The 15,063-nt window shown below is 70.4% G+C and carries 8 protein-coding genes; 4 read left to right on the forward strand and 4 right to left on the reverse strand.

From position 1 onward, the window contains the following. Nucleotides 1-27 precede the first annotated feature (27 nt). Together Asi03nite_RS31770 and Asi03nite_RS31775 are read left to right on the forward strand one after the other, a co-directional pair. A complete protein-coding gene (locus Asi03nite_RS31770) occupies nt 28-1,455 on the forward strand; it encodes a class I SAM-dependent methyltransferase (RefSeq protein ID WP_203684200.1) in 1,428 nt (475 codons plus the stop codon). Further along, the gene (locus Asi03nite_RS31775) at nt 1,452-2,033 is read left to right on the forward strand and encodes a class IV adenylate cyclase (protein ID WP_203684201.1); all 582 of its coding nucleotides are present in this window, start codon (nt 1,452-1,454) and stop codon (nt 2,031-2,033) included. The genes Asi03nite_RS31770 and Asi03nite_RS31775 overlap by 4 nt, the downstream gene beginning before the upstream one ends. A 78-nt stretch (nt 2,034-2,111) precedes the next feature. On the opposite strand, the gene Asi03nite_RS31780 is transcribed toward Asi03nite_RS31775, so the two are convergent. Continuing rightward, a complete protein-coding gene (locus Asi03nite_RS31780) occupies nt 2,112-2,849 on the reverse strand; it encodes a GntR family transcriptional regulator (RefSeq protein ID WP_203684202.1) in 738 nt (245 codons plus the stop codon). Between the two features lie 1,370 nt (nt 2,850-4,219). Here Asi03nite_RS31780 and Asi03nite_RS31785 point away from each other — a divergent pair. Continuing rightward, nucleotides 4,220-4,471, forward strand: coding sequence for a hypothetical protein (locus tag Asi03nite_RS31785; RefSeq protein WP_203684203.1), 252 nt, complete (start codon nt 4,220-4,222; stop codon nt 4,469-4,471). A gap of 855 nt (nt 4,472-5,326) precedes the next feature. Here Asi03nite_RS31785 and Asi03nite_RS31790 read toward each other — a convergent pair. The 3 genes from Asi03nite_RS31790 to Asi03nite_RS31800 all read right to left on the reverse strand — a co-directional run bounded on the left by Asi03nite_RS31790 (nt 5,327) and on the right by Asi03nite_RS31800 (nt 9,202). Next, nucleotides 5,327-7,345 carry a hypothetical protein gene (locus Asi03nite_RS31790; RefSeq protein WP_203684204.1) on the reverse strand — a complete coding sequence of 673 codons (2,019 nt, stop codon included), beginning with the start codon at nt 7,343-7,345 and terminating at the stop codon, nt 5,327-5,329. A 139-nt stretch (nt 7,346-7,484) separates the two neighbouring features. Beyond that, nucleotides 7,485-8,621, reverse strand: coding sequence for an AbiJ-related protein (locus tag Asi03nite_RS31795; protein ID WP_203684205.1), 1,137 nt, complete (start codon nt 8,619-8,621; stop codon nt 7,485-7,487). Continuing rightward, nucleotides 8,618-9,202 (reverse strand): recombinase family protein, encoded by a 585-nt coding sequence (locus Asi03nite_RS31800; protein ID WP_203684206.1) that lies wholly within the window; start codon nt 9,200-9,202, stop codon nt 8,618-8,620. The genes Asi03nite_RS31795 and Asi03nite_RS31800 overlap by 4 nt, the downstream gene beginning before the upstream one ends. 778 nt (nt 9,203-9,980) lie before the next feature. Here Asi03nite_RS31800 and mobF point away from each other — a divergent pair. After that, entirely contained in the window at nt 9,981-14,468 is a 4,488-nt protein-coding gene (gene mobF / locus Asi03nite_RS31805) for a MobF family relaxase (protein ID WP_203684207.1), read from the forward strand. The last annotated feature ends 595 nt before the right edge of the window (nt 14,469-15,063 follow it).

The raw sequence follows: 15,063 nt of genomic DNA on the forward strand, positions 1-15,063 counted from the left end.
CATCAACTTGACCAAGGGAGTGCCGGAATGCACCTTCTTGAGGAGAAAGCCGCCGTCGCTACCGGGCCGGCGGCGGGGCTGCGCAACTTCGCCCAGGAGCACAAGTCCGACGCCGGCTATCTGGATGTGGCCGCCAACGGGCGGGGCGAGGAGAAGGGCCTGCTGATGCTGCGGGCGCTGCGGCGGGTGCCGCATGCCGGGCCGCGCGTGGTGGAGGTCGGGCCCGGTGGTGGGGCGGCGGTCGCCTATCTGGCCGCTCAGCTCGGCGGGGATACCGCGCCGGCGCGGGGCGTGCGGCTGACGCTGATCGAGGCGCCGGGCGTGGTCTCGCGCTCGCTGCAGGCCGCGATGCAGCAGTTCGCCCGGGTCGGGGACTGCGAGCTGCGGCACGGGTTCGCGCAGGACATCGCGGCGTTGCTGCCCGAGCCGGTCGACGTCATCTCGGCGTCCGCGCTGATGCACGAGGTGTACTCCTACGGCGGCGGCTACAGCGGCCTGCACACGATGATCCGGACGCTGCCGCGGGTGCTGGCCCCGGGCGGCTGCTTCGCCTACCGCGACGTGTACGCCGTCGACGGTCCCACGCTGCACGAGCGTGTCACCCAGTCGTACCACTCCCGGGCCTGGCTGCTGTTTCTGCGGTTGTTCACCCCGCAGTACCTGGCCGAGGGCACCCACCCGTACCACCACGCCGAGGACGAGCTGGTGGCCCGGCAGAACTCACGGATCGTGGACGTGGCCGCGCTGGACCCGGACACCAGCGCGGTGATCAGCGCGCCGATCGGGTTGTTCCGCGAGATCCAGCGGCACTTCATCACCTTCCGCGACCACGTGTGGCGTTCCGGGGCGCTGGGCGTCGTCCCCGAACTCGACGGTGACCTGGCCGCCGACTGGATCGACTTCCGCGGCGGCCACAAACGCGTGCACTTCCGGCTGGACGCGGACGCGGCGTGGTTGCCCCGGCCGCACCGGATGATGCTGCCGGCGATGAGCGAGCCCTACGCCGGGCACCGCACGATCGACAGCGACATCTTCGACATGGTGACCGACGTGGCGTTGCTGGCGTTCCTGAACGCCGTTGAGTCCGGTGACAGCACCTGCCGGCAGGTGTGGGAGACCTGGCTGCTGCGGGAGGGCCGGGAAACCTACGCCTACCTGACCCTCGACCAGCTGCTCACCGCGTTCGTGGAGCACTCGGCCGCGGCCGGCACCGATACGGTGTTGCTGCCCGTGCAGGCCGGCGACATCGACCGGGTGAACCGGCACTACTACAACCGGTTCCTCAAACAGCTGCCCAACCCGCTGCGCGACGCCAAGCAGCTGGTGCTGTTCGCCAACGTGCCGCGCGCTGACGTGGCCGGGATGCGGGCGGCGCTGGACGCGCTGGCCGCGCGGTGCGGCAAACCGAGCCTGGCTCGCATGTATCGGGCGATCACCAAGGGAGACAACAGTTGAACCTCATCGAGGTGGAACGCAAGCGGGCACTCGACGATGTCACGCAGCTCAAGGCCCGGTTGGCCGCCGCCGACTACCGGCCGGCGGGCTCCAGCGTCGAGGTCGACACCTACTACAGCCGGCCCGACGTCGACTTCCTGGCCACCGTCGAGTGCCTGCGGGTTCGCCGGCGTGACGGCTTCGCGGAGGTCACGTACAAGCCGGCGTCGACATCGGCCACGCACTCGGCGACGGACGTCATCGCCAAACCGGAGACCAACGTGCTGCTCGCCGGCCCCGAGCAGGCCGGCGCCGCCAGCATGCTGCTCGATGTGCTGGGCATGGTGCGGCTGTGCCGGGTGGAGAAGGCCCGTGAGACGTTCCGGCATCCCGAGCGTGACGAGGTCACCGTCGTCGTCGACCACGTCGTCGGCGTCGGCGCGTTCGCCGAGACCGAGGTGATGGCCACCGACGCGGCCGCGGCCGCGTCGCTGCTGGGTCAGGTCGAGCAGCAGCTGGGCCTGGACAGCTGCCCGGTGGTCCGGCTTCCCTACCGCGACCTGGTCCTGCACCACGACACGGCACAGGCCGGGGCGTAGCCGCCCCGGGACAAGACAACCAGAAGGGGCCCGCCGGTAGATGCCGGCGGGCCCCTTTCAGCATGCTGCTGGCTGCGCTCAAAGACGGGTCTGGTAGGTCAGCCAACGGCCCGGCACCGAGCAGGACTCGCCGTACTCGATGACCTCACCGCTGGTGTCGTAGATCCAGTTACGGCCCAGCATGACCGGCGACCCGGCCGGGATGGCCAGGTCGGCCGACTGCGCCGCGGTGGCCGCGTCGGCGGTCACCTGCTCCTTGGTGCCACCGAGCTGCCGGCCCGTCTGCTCGGCGACGTAGCCGGGCGTGCCGTTGAGGATCCGCTCGGCGACCAGCAGCTTCGGGCAGCTCTCGGCGAGGCTGCCGGCGAGGTAGCTGACGCTGGCCGACAGCGGCACGTCCTCGCTGCTGTAGGTGACCCGGCTGCGCGCCACGATCGGCTCCCCCGGCTCGACACCCAGCGCGGCCGCGGCAACCTCCGGCGCCGGAACCAGGCCGGCGGAGATGATCCGGGCGTAGTTACCGCGCGAGTAGATCTTCCCCGTGCTCTGGATGGTGCGCACGTAGTCGGCCGGGGTCTGCGCCCGCGCCGCGACCACGGTGCCGCCGGTCGCGCCGGTGCTGGTGATCACGTAGCCCTCGGCCTTGAGCACGCCGATCACCTTGGCCGCCGTGGCGTGCGAGATCCCGGAGCCGGCGGCCAGTTCCCGCACCGACGGCAGATGATCACCCGGCTTCAGCTCGCCAGCATCGATCTTCTCGCGGTACGTCGTCACAATCCTCAGATAGGGCGGGGAGGCAGAGGCGTTGTCGGGCACCTGGATCGGGTCCTTCCTCGGGCACGGCTTCCTACATTCCATGTTCTATAACACCAGAGATTCCGGGTCACGGGGAGGGCACCCGACACGTTCCATGCCCGGCCACCGCCCATCAGCAGCGGCACGCCGGCGTTGACGGTGGCGCTACCAGCCGCTACCGGTAGCGCCGGACGAGATCGACAGAACCGGCGCTGACCTGCACTGTCAGACTGACAGCGCAGGTCAGCGCGTTGTCCGCCAGCACAGACCGGTGACAGAGCCACCATCTGATTCGCTGCAGCGGTCGCGTCTTCCATGGGGTCTTCACCGCCGCTTCACCAGCCGAGCTCGGCGATCACCCGGCCCGGGAGCCACGCCGGGTCTGACAGTGCAGGTAGAGCGGGGTTTGTCAGATCCGGGCCGAAGGCGGCCGCGACTGCGACACCCTCCCAACGGGAGGGACACTCTCTCCCCCAGAGCAGCGTCAGACGCTGTCCTGCTCGCATGGCGGCCAGATCTGCTGACTCGGGCGGCCCAGCTTCGCGCAGGCCGCGCAGCGCCACTGTCGGTGCCCGCCGGGCCCGCCGGCGGTGGGCGGGCACGAGCACGCCCGCCAGCCGAGCTGCACGGTGCCGCCGGTGAGCCGGTGCCGTTCCGGAGCGCCGCAGTGTGTCGGCGCGGGCTCGGCGAACCCGTTCAGCTTCCCGTCCCCGGTCGACGCGCACCGTGCTGGCGAGGTGCCGGCAGTGCGGGCAGATCGGCACGCCGATCGGCGCGGTCTGCGGATGATCACGCCGTGCGAGGGCTCGCATGTGGAGGGAGCCGACCGAGACGGACGTCACAGGCGACGCGTTCAAATAGTCACATGTAGTCCACTGCGAGTGTCTATTCGGCACTTAAATAATGCGTACATAAGCGTCCCTAAACGGACGAATGGTTTTGCCTATGCCGCGACGACGGAGTTGGAGCCGATCGGCGTCTTCTATAGTCAGACGGCAACGCGAAAGCGCCTTCGGGGAACCGTCGGTAATCGGCCGATTACCGAAGCTGCTCAGCGCATAAAAAAAGGCCCGCGACCGGCGGGGTGAGCTTGTGCCGGAGGCGACGCCGTCATACCGTAACCACAACATCTAGTAGCTACTGCGACGTGAGACCACCATATGTAGGGGTTTCGGCCCTGGGTGGTGACGCATCAGCGGGTTCGCTTCGGTGAGTCCGTCGTACGACCAGCTCCACCATAGTCTTTGCACCACCGGATCACACAACTGCATACCTCCTTTTTCACGGGCCCCACCCGCGGCACGCCGCGGATCGAGCAGGTCGGGATTCCCGCACGGGATACCGATCGAGTCCGGCCAGCCGGCCGGCGGTCCCTGAAGAAGGAGATGTGCATGCCAGATCCGATTGGTCCTAGGGAGCAGCCCGACCGCCTGAAGAAGGGGGTGGGGCGGCACCGCCGGACCACCCGCCGGGCCCGTGTCACTACAGAGGGGGCCGGCATCGTGCTGAGGAGCGCAGATCTGTGCCTGAGGGCAGCGGATCTCGCCTCGAAGCACGAAAACCCGATCAGTGAGCGTATGCATCACCTGATCGGGCTCGTGGGAAGGGTCGGCGGCGCGGTCGTTGATTGGGTGATCGGCTGACGCGTCGCGACTCTGCGAGCGGAGACGGGGTTCCGTGTTACCAGCACGGGATCCCGTTTCCATTTTGCATTCGAATCTGAAGACCCGAACGCGTTGAAGTTTGCGTCAAAGCTGGCGGGATTTCAACCAGCTGACTAACTTCCGCACTCCTCAGCGGCCGACTGAGCAGCACAGATGCCCTGTGTGAGGACCGTTGAGCGCTGGCTCACCCCGGTCGGAGCGGCCCTGCGGGGGGCAAGTCAGGCCCGCCGGTCCCCTCCGCGACGACGCGAAATTCCTAGAGGTCACACCTCCGCCCCCGCGACCGCGCAAGGCATGGCTACGCCGACTTTTCGGCGACTGCGCATCGAGGGGAGTAGCAGGTCACCGCGACAGTCCCAGGTCCGCCGAGCCAGGTCTGATCGAGCGGCGATTGCCGGTGTGGGCCCTGACCCTGCGTCCAGGTCAGCCCGGTTCGGCGCGGCCGCGGGAGGGGCCGGTGCCGAGCCAGGGCTGTCGGTCCGGCATCGGCACCGCGGCGCCGGCCGCGTCGTTCCACCACCACCAGTGGTCGTTGATCCGCAGCAGCGCTACCAGTAGCGCCGCCCATCAGCGCCGAGCGCCTCAGCGCGTCCGACCAGTGACATCAACCTGTCGCTCAACACTGCCCGCTGATTGCCTCCTGCTCGCAATGTTGAGCGACAGGTTGATGTCCTGCGCAGCGACAAGATCGTGTCCGCTGTGTTCCCGGGAGTCGGGGTCTTTTGTTCGGAATGGTCACGTCAGCGATGATCTTGGCGTGACATGAGCAGTCTCTCGCGTCGAAAACGCTGCTTCAGCGTCGGCCCGACGCTGCCGGGCTGTGGTGGGCGACGGTCAGCGGCCGGCGGTGGGTGGCTGTCGCATCCGGGTCAGGGCGGCTTCGTGCCCGAGATCGATCGCGGCGAGACGCTGCCGTAGGGCACTGGTCTCCCGGTCGGCTGCGTCCGGCCACTTGTCGTCGAGGGGCAGCTCGGCGATCCGTTCCTGCGTTTCCGCGGCCGCCATCCGCCGGGCGGCCGGGTGGTCGACGAGGATCGCCCGGATCGCGTGTGCCGCGTCCGCTGGGGTGATCGCCTCGAAGTCGGCGGGCAGCCCGGCGATGAACGTGCCGTGCCCGACCGCGAGCACGACGGTTTTACCAGCCTGCCGGAGCCCGTCGACGGCGGTACGCACTGCTGTGGTGACGAGCCGGCCTAGGTCGGTGCGGTCTCCGCCGCCGCGGGCGATCAGCACCCCGTCCAGTCCGGGATCACCGGCGAGGGCGCGCAGGACGGCGGCGAGTTCGTCGGCGGCGCCGGCCGCGTTCGCGGCGAACGTGCGGTACTGCACGTCGAGAACCCCGCCGTCGAGTTTCGGCGCGATGTCGGTGCCGACATGCCCCCGGGACGTGATCACGCACACGCGGGGCCGTGGCGGCGGGGTGCCGCGCAGCCCGGGCGGGCGCAACGCGTCAACAAGGTGCTGTTCACGGCCGCCAGCGGCCCGGATCGCGCGCAAACCAGCGAAGTGCCGCCAGATCGCGTCCTCGAGCAGCAGCGCGTCCTCGCTGTCCGGATCGTCGAGGACGGCGATCAGGTGCGTGCCGGTGGGAACACCGGGCTGGGGACGGAACCGGAACGTAGTTTGCAGCGCCGTGTCGGCTTCCCGGCCCCGACCGGCCCGTTCGAGGACGGCGGCAACCGCGGCCGGCTCCAGGGTGTTCGTTCCAGCCGGGCGCCGGAGCTCCGGCGGGCGGGTGTACCGGATCGTCCACGGCATTGCGGTCAGCTGGCCGAGAGTGCGGGTCAGCAGGGTCTCGTGACGGCGCAGCCGGTCCCGGTCGGCGTCGAAGATCTCGATGGTGAGGGTGAATGTTGGGCGGATGTTCTCCCCGGCGGTTTCGACGTGAACGCGGTGCGCGCGCAGGATCGCGGCGGCCGCGTCCAGGTGCCGTCCGGCAGCCAGCCGAGTTACCAGCCGAGTGACGGTCAGGATCGAGCCGTGCGGCAGGAACGCCTCGGCGGGCGCGTACGCGGCACCGCTGGTGCGCCGCAGCGGATCCTGCGGGGCCGCAGCGGCGGCCGCGTCGCCGAGGTGCCGTCCGGCGAGCAGCAGCGCGCCGAGGTCACTGTTCGCGGCGACGCAGCCGACCAGGTCGTCGAGGATGCGCCTGCCGAGCCCGGCGGACCAGGTGCCGGTGCCGGGGTGCCAGCCGCACCCAGCGTAGTTGTGGTAGTGCCGTTCGGGTGGGACGGCGATGTACTCGCGGGCGACTGCGATGATGTCGGCGAGCCGGCCCACGTCGGCGGTGCCGATCAGGTCGTGGACGCCGGTGACCTCGGGCAGGCCGAGGCGGGCGGCGATGACGTCGCCGAGGTCGCGTACCTCGTCGTCGCGGGCGTCGACGCACGGGTAATCGAGCTCACGGGCGAAGTAGCAGCGCTCGTGCAGCCAGGTGAGGATGTCGGCCAGGGTGCGCCGGGTCGCCGCTTCGTCGAGGCGGCGTACGGGCACATGCCCGGATCCGACGTCGACGGGCCACCGCCGCGGGGAGTGCGTCACCTGGTGCGGCAGGGCGCGCAGGAATCCGTCCAGTTTGCCGGCGCCGGTCTGGCTGAACGCGGCCGCGACGTCGTCGGCGGTGAACGCGTCCTGCAGGATCAGTTCGGCCATGCCGTACCGCTCGGTGCCGCCGCGGGCGGATAGTTCGGTGACGGCCGCAGCGATCGTGTCCGGGCTGAACCGCAGGCCGAGCCCGGCGAATATGCCGTCGTCGGTCTCCGGGCTCGGATCCGGGGTGCCGAAATACGGGCTGCTGGCGGTCCATCTGCCGAAAGGGGCGCTGGAGGGCAGGGCGGAGCCGGTGTCGGGCATGCAGTTCAGCGTGCCCGCGGCCGGCGGTGGGAGGCAACCCGTCGGGCTCTCCGGGAACAGCTAATGGGATGCATGACATGTAGCGGCAGCCCGTCTTTGCGGCGCCCCGGTACACCGCCCCCGGACGCGCCTGCGGTAATCAGCTCTTATGGCGTTGGTCCAGGCGGTCAAAGAAGGCGCTGAGCAGGCGCTCGGCGGCCCGGTCGTTGGTGAGTTCGGCTCCGCCGAACCGGTACACCTCGTAGCCCTTCAGGCGTAGCTCGCGGTCTTCGGCCACCATCTCGGCGTACCGGCGCGGGTCGGCGTGGCCGTTGTCGTCGGCGTAGTGCTGCTTGCCGTCGCACTCGATGACGACGCGGGCCCGGCCCGGCAGGAGCAGCAGGAAGTCCATGCGCTGGCGTGGAAGGGGCCCGGGCGTGCGGCGTTGACTCGCGGTGCGGGGGTCGTAGTGCAGGTAGACCTGCGGGATCAGCGCCGGAATGGTCGGCCCGAGGCGCAGCGATCGGTCGATGTAGGTGCGCATGATTCGTCGTTCGGCGTCGTTGGCGAGAGACCGGTCGAGTCGCTGGCACAGGCTTAGGAAGAGCTCGCGTGTGGGTGCGCCGGCCGTGCCTTGCTGTTCGGCCCACCAGTCGGTCAGGTCGGCCCAGGTCAACCCGCGCGAACCGAGCGTTCGATCGTAGACCAGGCAGTTCTCCGCGTTGCGGACGATCCGTAGGTCGTTGTTGAGGGCGTCGTCGAGCACGATCTCCGGCTTGTGCCCGACCGCAGCGAAGATCAGGTTTTTCATGGAGCCGCGTACACCGGATCCGATGAGCCGGTAGTCGAAGATCGGAGCGCCGCTGATGGCGTCGACTTGGACGATCTCGTAGCCGTCGTGGACCAGCACGCTGTTGAGGAAGTCCCGAAGCTGCTCGACTTCGGCAAGGTGAGTGCGTACCTCGGGGTGCAGCATCTCGACGAGGAAGGCCAGCAGCGCCTCGTCGTTGTCGGCCAGGCCGAACCGCTCGTCAGTGAAGATCCAGTTGTCGGGCCAGTCGGACGGATTGTTCACGCGGTGCTGCCAGATGTCGGCGGCCGCAGTGCCGTACTCCCGCCGCGAATCGGTGCTCGGCATCTCCTCCAGCGGATAGAGCCGGGCCAGGAAGTCCACCTCGTCGAGGTCGCCGCTCCAGTGCGCCGTCGGCATCTCTGCGAACCCCTCGATCAGGCGACGGCGGGTGACATGGGTGATTCGGCCCGTCGCGGTCGGGGGCGGCTTCGGCGAAGAGGTCATCGGGCACCGACTTCGATGCGTTCCAGGACCCGGTACACGGTGGCACGGGAAACCTCGAACAGTTCAGCCAGATCGGCGATGCTGTGCTCGCCAGCGGCATGCAGCTTGCCCAGGTGCGCCTGCCGAGGTGGGGACAGTTTCGGCGCGCGGCCTTTGAGCTTGCCCTTAGCCCGAGCGATGGCCATGCCTTCGCGGGTGCGCAGCCGCAGTAGGTCGACCTCGAACTCGGCGAAGGTGGCAAGGATGTTGAAGAACATCTTGCCGAGCGGGTCCGCCGGGTCGTAGATCATCGTGCCGAGTTGGAGACGGACGTTGCGCGCGACGAGGGAGTCGCCGATGGCCCGGGCGTCGGGGACGGAGCGGGCAAGGCGGTCCAGCTTCGGCACGACGAGGGTGTCGCCGGCGCGGACGGCGGCGAGGGCCTGGTCGAGGCCGGGCCGGGCGCGGGTGGTGCCGGTCAATCCGTGGTCGAGGTAGATGCGGTCCTCGGCCACGTCGAGGTCGAGGAGTGCGGCGCGTTGGACGGCGAGGTCCTGTTTGTCGGTGGAGCAGCGGGCGTAGCCGATGCGGGTCGCGGTCACGTCGGGAGCGTACGGATAGCCACCGACATTTGAGACGATCAGCGAACGGGCTATGTGAGACGCATGGGCCTGCCCCGCTTCGTGCACAAGACCTCGGGCAATGCCAACTGGCATCGGCGCTGCGATCCGGGTCGCGGTGTGTCCGTTGAGGGTTCGGCTAACGGACACGATCCTGTCGTCATGTCGGACGCGAACTTGTCGTTGCTCAGGACGCGAACCTGTCGCTCAACTGCAGGCTGTCAGTTGGTCGGCCCCAGAGGGTGGCACTTATACGTTCTCGTGGCGTCCGCTCCCTGGGCACTCCTCGGGCGGGGCGTAGGCACGGATCGTGCCGTTGTGCCGCGGAACTCTCCCGTCGGCGGTGAGGGCCACGAGGCGTCTACAGACAGGGCATCGGTCCCGCTGAGCACGCGATCTCTGAGACGCCTGACGGAACGACGCGGCCCGCGCCGGCCTCGCCACGTACAGCAGGCCAGCCACGACCAACGCGATGACGGCCAGGACGGCGATCCACCACCGATTCCCCATGCGGCCACGTTACGAGGCGCCCGCCGCAAACCCGTTCGACTGCACGCCTCACCGATCTGTCCCGGCCGAGTCGTCTGTCTGCCCTCCAGCCCTGACGGGCCTGTCGAGTAGCCATCCGCCCGGCCTCAGCCAGGCCCACAACCCACAAGATCAAAATCAATGGAAGTACCACGGTATCTTCGATACTAGATCCGTGATCTTGAATGCCCGCAAAGATCTACAAACCGGGATGATCTATGAGGTGGGGCCGGTGGCAGGAGTGACGGTGATCGGCCCCGACATGGCCCAGATCGACTACCGGCTCAAGGCCGACGCCGGGTGCTCGCTGAGCGCCGACGACAGCCAGGTGCAGTACCGGCTCGACGCCTCGGACCGGCCGCTGGAGTGGATCGGTGAGGGCCTGCGCGAGGTCGGCATCGAGCCCGGAACGGAACTCGGCGAGGCCGAGATCGAGGCCGCCCGGATGCTCGCCAACGGCCGCGCGCCGGTCACCGGCACGCTGCTCGTGGCCCCGAAGAAGGCCATCCATCCGGACGCGAAACTCGACGCCGGCCCGGTCGTTGACGCGGTCCGCAAGGCGGCCGCGAACGCGGGGGTGACGCCCGCGCAGCTGCTCGGCAAGCCCCGCCTGGTGGCCCGGTACGAGCGCCTGCAGCGCGGTGTCGCCCTCGCCGAGGCCCGCGCCGCGGGCGACGATGCCGGGCGCGCTGCGGGCAGCGGGCCGCAGCGCGCCACGGTCGGGCACCGCGCGCCGGTCGGTGATCTGGACAAGCTCGCCAAGGCCACGGACATCGACCTGGCCGAGCTGTACGAGGCGGGCGAGCTGGCCACGGCGCGGCAGTACAAGAACACCCGGGTGGTGGTCGGCAACCGCGGCTACGACCTGACCCTGGACATCCCGAAGTCGTACTCGGTGCTGACGGCGATGGCGCCGCCGGAGCTGGCCCGGCAGTTGGAGGACGTGTATCTGGACGCGGTCCGCGAGACCGTGACCGCGATGCAGGGGTGGGCCGGCTACGCGATGCGGGGCCACCACGGCGACGGCCGGCGCGCGCAGCGGGTCGAGGGCACCGGCCTGCTCGGTTGGATGACCGTGCACCGCACCGCCCGGCCCACGCCGGGCGCGGCCCCGGATCCGCACCTGCACGCGCACGTCACGATCCTCAACCTGGTCCGCGGCACCGACGGTAAGTGGAACACCGTCGGCGCCGGCGGCCGTGACATACACCGGCACGCGAACGCCGCGGCCGCTCACGTGCGGGCCCGGTTGCGGGCGGTGACGCACGAACGGTGGGGCATCGAGTGGGCGCGCGATGAGCGCACCGGCGCGTGGGAGATCGCCGCCATCCCGGCCGAGCTGCGCCAGACGTTCTCCAAGCGCTCCAAGAGCGTGGTCGAGCAGCTGAAGGCCGATGGGCTTGACCCGGAGCAGGCCACGACCGGGCAGCAGAAGCAGGCCGCCGCGAAGTCGCGGGAGGCGAAACTCGCGCTCGGCGCGAGCGTGGATCTGCGCGCCGACTGGCACCACCAGGCCCGCGCCCAGCAGGTCGACCCGGACCGGCTGACGGCCGCCACGATGCCCGGACCGGGCCGTCCCGCGCCCGATCCGATGCCCGTCGGCGACGTCGCCGCGCACGTCTTCCGGCCGGAGCACGGGCTGACCGCGCACCGCAAGGTCACCACCCGGGCCGACGTCCTGGCGGCGGTGATGGACGCCGAGCCCGGCGGGATCACCGGTCTGGCCGAGGCCGAGCAGCTCACCGATTCCGTGCTCGCCGAGCCGGTCGCCGTGCCGTTGCCGGCGTCCGGGCCGCGGCACCTGTCCAACGCGGACCGGTACACGTCGGCGGACATCGTCGACGCGGAACGCACCGTGCTGGCGGCCGCCGAGGACCGGTTCGCCGGCAACGTCGCGGTGCTGTCCGCCGACACCGTCGAGCAGGCGATCGGGCTGTACGAGGTCGGCGCCGGGCACCAGCTGTCCGCCGAGCAGCGGGCCGTCATCACCCGCCTGGCGACAGCCGGGCACGGCATCGACACCGTGGTCGGGGTGGCCGGCGCGGGCAAGACCACGATCATGTCCGCGCTTCGGACGGCGTACGAGGCCGAGGGTCTGACCGTCGCCGGCGCGGCCACCGCGGCGGTCGCCGCGAAGAACTTGGAGGCCGGCGCCGACATTGAATCGCGCACGGTCGCGTCGTGGCTGCGTCGCATCGCCGAGGGCCCCGGCCTCGAAGACGTCGCCGTCCTGGTCGTCGACGAGGCCGCCATGGTCGACGACCGGCACATGGCCGCGCTGGCGACCGAGGCGTACCGGACCGGCACGAAGATCGTGGCGATCGGCGACCCGCTGCAGATGAAGGCGGTCGGGGTGGGCGGCACGTTCGCCGCGGTCCACGAGGCCATCGGCGGGTTGTCGCTGACGGAGAACCGGCGGCAGAGCGACGTCGACGAACGCGCGGCCCTGGAGACGTGGCGGGCTGATCAGCGCCGCGCCGCCCTGCAACGCTGGTCGGCCACCGACCGGGTGCACGTCACCGCCACCGCGCAGCAGGCGCACACCGTGATGGCCGAGCAGTGGGCCCAGCTGCGCCAGGCCTGGCCCGACCCGCACGACCAGATCGAGAAGCTGCTGATGCTGGCGCACACCAACGCCGACGTCACCACGCTCAACGAGCACGCCCGCCAGGCCCGCGCGGCCGCCGGCGAACTCGGCCCGGAACGCACGTGGCGGCTCGGCGACGGTGACACCCTGACCCTCGCCGTCGGGGACGTGGTGATGACCCGGACCAACGACCGGAGCTTGGGCGTGCTCAACGGCCAGCGCGGTGTCGTCACCGCCCTCGACGAGCGCGGCCGCGTGCAGATCGAGCGCCGCGACGACGGCCCGGACGGTCCGGAGACCGTGCGCGCGTGGGTGGACGCCGGCTACGTCGAGCACGGCGGGGTGCAGCTGGCCTACGCGATCACCGCCGCCAAAGCCCAAGGGTTGACCACGGACCGGACGCTGGTCTACGGCAACGGCATGGACGCGCACGTGCTCTACCCGGCCATGAGCCGCGATCGGCACCGCGTCGACCTGTGGCTCGCGTTGTATCCGCTGGAGACGGACGCAGACCGGGCCCGGCTCGGCACCCCGCGCACCGAGGGCGAGGCCCGGCAGCGGGCGATCGACGCGTACGCGGCCGCGCTCGAGCGCGACCTGCCGGACCGGCTGGTGCTGACCGAGCTCGGTGAGGCCCCGCAGCCCGACCCCGAGGCGCTGGGATGGCGCCGGTTCCACGAGACCCTCGCCGAGCTGGACCGGGGCGTGGCGCGGCTGCGCGAGAACATCGCCGGCGGCGACCAGGCGGCCGCGGCCGGCCAGGCCCGGGAACCGGTGCGCGACGTCGACGCGCTCGCCGCCCGCGTCGCCGCCCTCACCGACGACCAGGTGCGCCGCATGAGCCCGCGCGACGAGCTGCGGGAACGGCTGCGGCGGATCCCGCTCACCCCTGAGCAGCGGGCCGCCGCCGCCGATCAGACCCGCCGTGAGGTGATGGCCGAGCTGCAGGCGATCGCCGCCGGCGAGCCGGCGTCCGGCCGGTACACCCGCGCCCAGCTCGTCGACGGGCTCGCGATCGTCCGCGCGGAGATCACCGCCCAGCAGCAGGCCCGGGCCACCCAGCGGCAGGCCGCCCAGCAGCGCGCGGCGCGGAACGTGGCGGACCGGGTCGCCGCGGACCGGGCCGCCGCGCAGCGGGCCGTGACCGAACCGGAAGCCGCTGCCGAGGAGAGCGGCCGCCGCGCCGCCCAGCTCGCCCGGCAGGCCTTCCCGCCGCTGCGCCAGCGCACCGGCGCCGAGGACGGGCCGCAGCAGCTCACACCCGACGGAGCCACCGGGCCTCTGCCGTGGTGGCAGCGTGCCCACGGCCGGGTGCCCACCGCCCAGCTGGGCGCCCGGATCGGCGAGGCCGAGCGCACCGCCACCGTGCGGGCTGCCCGCGCCGAGCAGTGGGACCGCCAGGCCGAGCAGCTCGCCGAGCAGCTCGCCACCGGGACCAGCCCGGCCGTGCAGGCCCTGCACGAGCAGCGCGAGCAGCTACAGCAGCGAGCCGCGGCCGCGGACCGCGCCGACCGTGAACGCGCCACCGAGCAGCAGCTGCGCCAGCAGGTCTACGCCGCGTACCGCGAAGCGACCCGCCTGGAACAGGAGGCAGCGACCCGCAACCGGCTGATGCTGCGGCTGTCCGGCACGCCCCGCCGGCAGCTGCAGGAGCAGGCCGAGCAGCAGCGTGAACACGCTCGCGCCATGGCCGAGCAGGCCGATCAACACCAGCGGGCCGCCTACCAGGCCGACCGGGAAGCCGCCGACCCCACGCCCGGCTACCACCGGTCCCCGCCCGCTCGCCAGGCGCTCGCCGAACTGACCCGCGACTGGGAGCAGCGTCTCGCCGGCGCGGCCGACCGTGACTACGGCACCGTCGCCCGTTACCGCCAGCACGCCGAGGCGGACCGGGCCGCGGCCGAGCGCGCCACCGCCAGCGCGGCCGGGATGCGCGCCGAAGCCGGCTACCGCGCCGGCCTGGACCCGGTGACGGCCCGGCAGGAGGACAACGCCCGCAACCACGATGCCGAGCTGCAGGCCCGCGCCCAGCGGCAAGCCGCCGTCGACGCGGGCCGGCGGGCCGCCGCCGAGCGTCGCTACGACTACGACCACCACCACACCATCGACCACGGCCCCGAGCTCAGCCTGTGACCGGGCGACCCGGATCGCGGGGATGGTGGGTAGCTATTTAAGCGTGACCCTAGGGTCTACGACATTTCCAGGAATCCGTGTACCCCATGAAATGTCAAGCTAGAAGCATTTTCTGTGGTGTCACCATGAGTCAGCGTTAAGCCTTCAGCATGCATAGTCTTCCATCTATCTCTACTGATATAGATGGGCGTCGCTGTCAACGGGCCGGTTAGAGCACCATCATCGATGTTGATCGACGTATTGGTCAGTTGACCTGCGTCGCGGGCACTCGATCGATGGGGTGGCCGGGCTCGAAGATCGGCCCGATCGACATCGCCATCTCGGCGCCTAATTACCTTGAGTAATTGGGCAGTTACCGAAAGACAGTGCGATGGGTCAACGAGTTCTGAGGCAGTTTTTGCTGCTCAATGGCAGTGATCTTGATCTTAGCCGCCGCGGCGTCGGAAAAAACCAGCGGATTGGCTTGTACGACATCTCTTCTGTCAGTACCGTCTTCGAGCACCACACATCCTGGACCGGGCAGTGGCCGGCTACTACGACGAGCGATGCTCGCCAGCTGGGGCCATCGCCAAGCCGGCCCCGGGAAGGAGGTGGT

This window comes from Actinoplanes siamensis, assembly GCF_016862395.1.
GTDB classification, from domain to species: domain Bacteria; phylum Actinomycetota; class Actinomycetes; order Mycobacteriales; family Micromonosporaceae; genus Actinoplanes; species Actinoplanes siamensis.

Coding starts and splice junctions, on each gene's coding strand:
- Asi03nite_RS31795 (WP_203684205.1), bottom strand. CDS start 8,621: ATGACCTCTTCGCCGAAGCCGCCCCCGACCGCGACGGGCCGAATCACC.
- Asi03nite_RS31790 (WP_203684204.1), bottom strand. CDS start 7,345: ATGCCCGACACCGGCTCCGCCCTGCCCTCCAGCGCCCCTTTCGGCAGA.
- Asi03nite_RS31785 (WP_203684203.1), top strand. CDS start 4,220: ATGCCAGATCCGATTGGTCCTAGGGAGCAGCCCGACCGCCTGAAGAAG.
- Asi03nite_RS31770 (WP_203684200.1), top strand. CDS start 28: ATGCACCTTCTTGAGGAGAAAGCCGCCGTCGCTACCGGGCCGGCGGCG.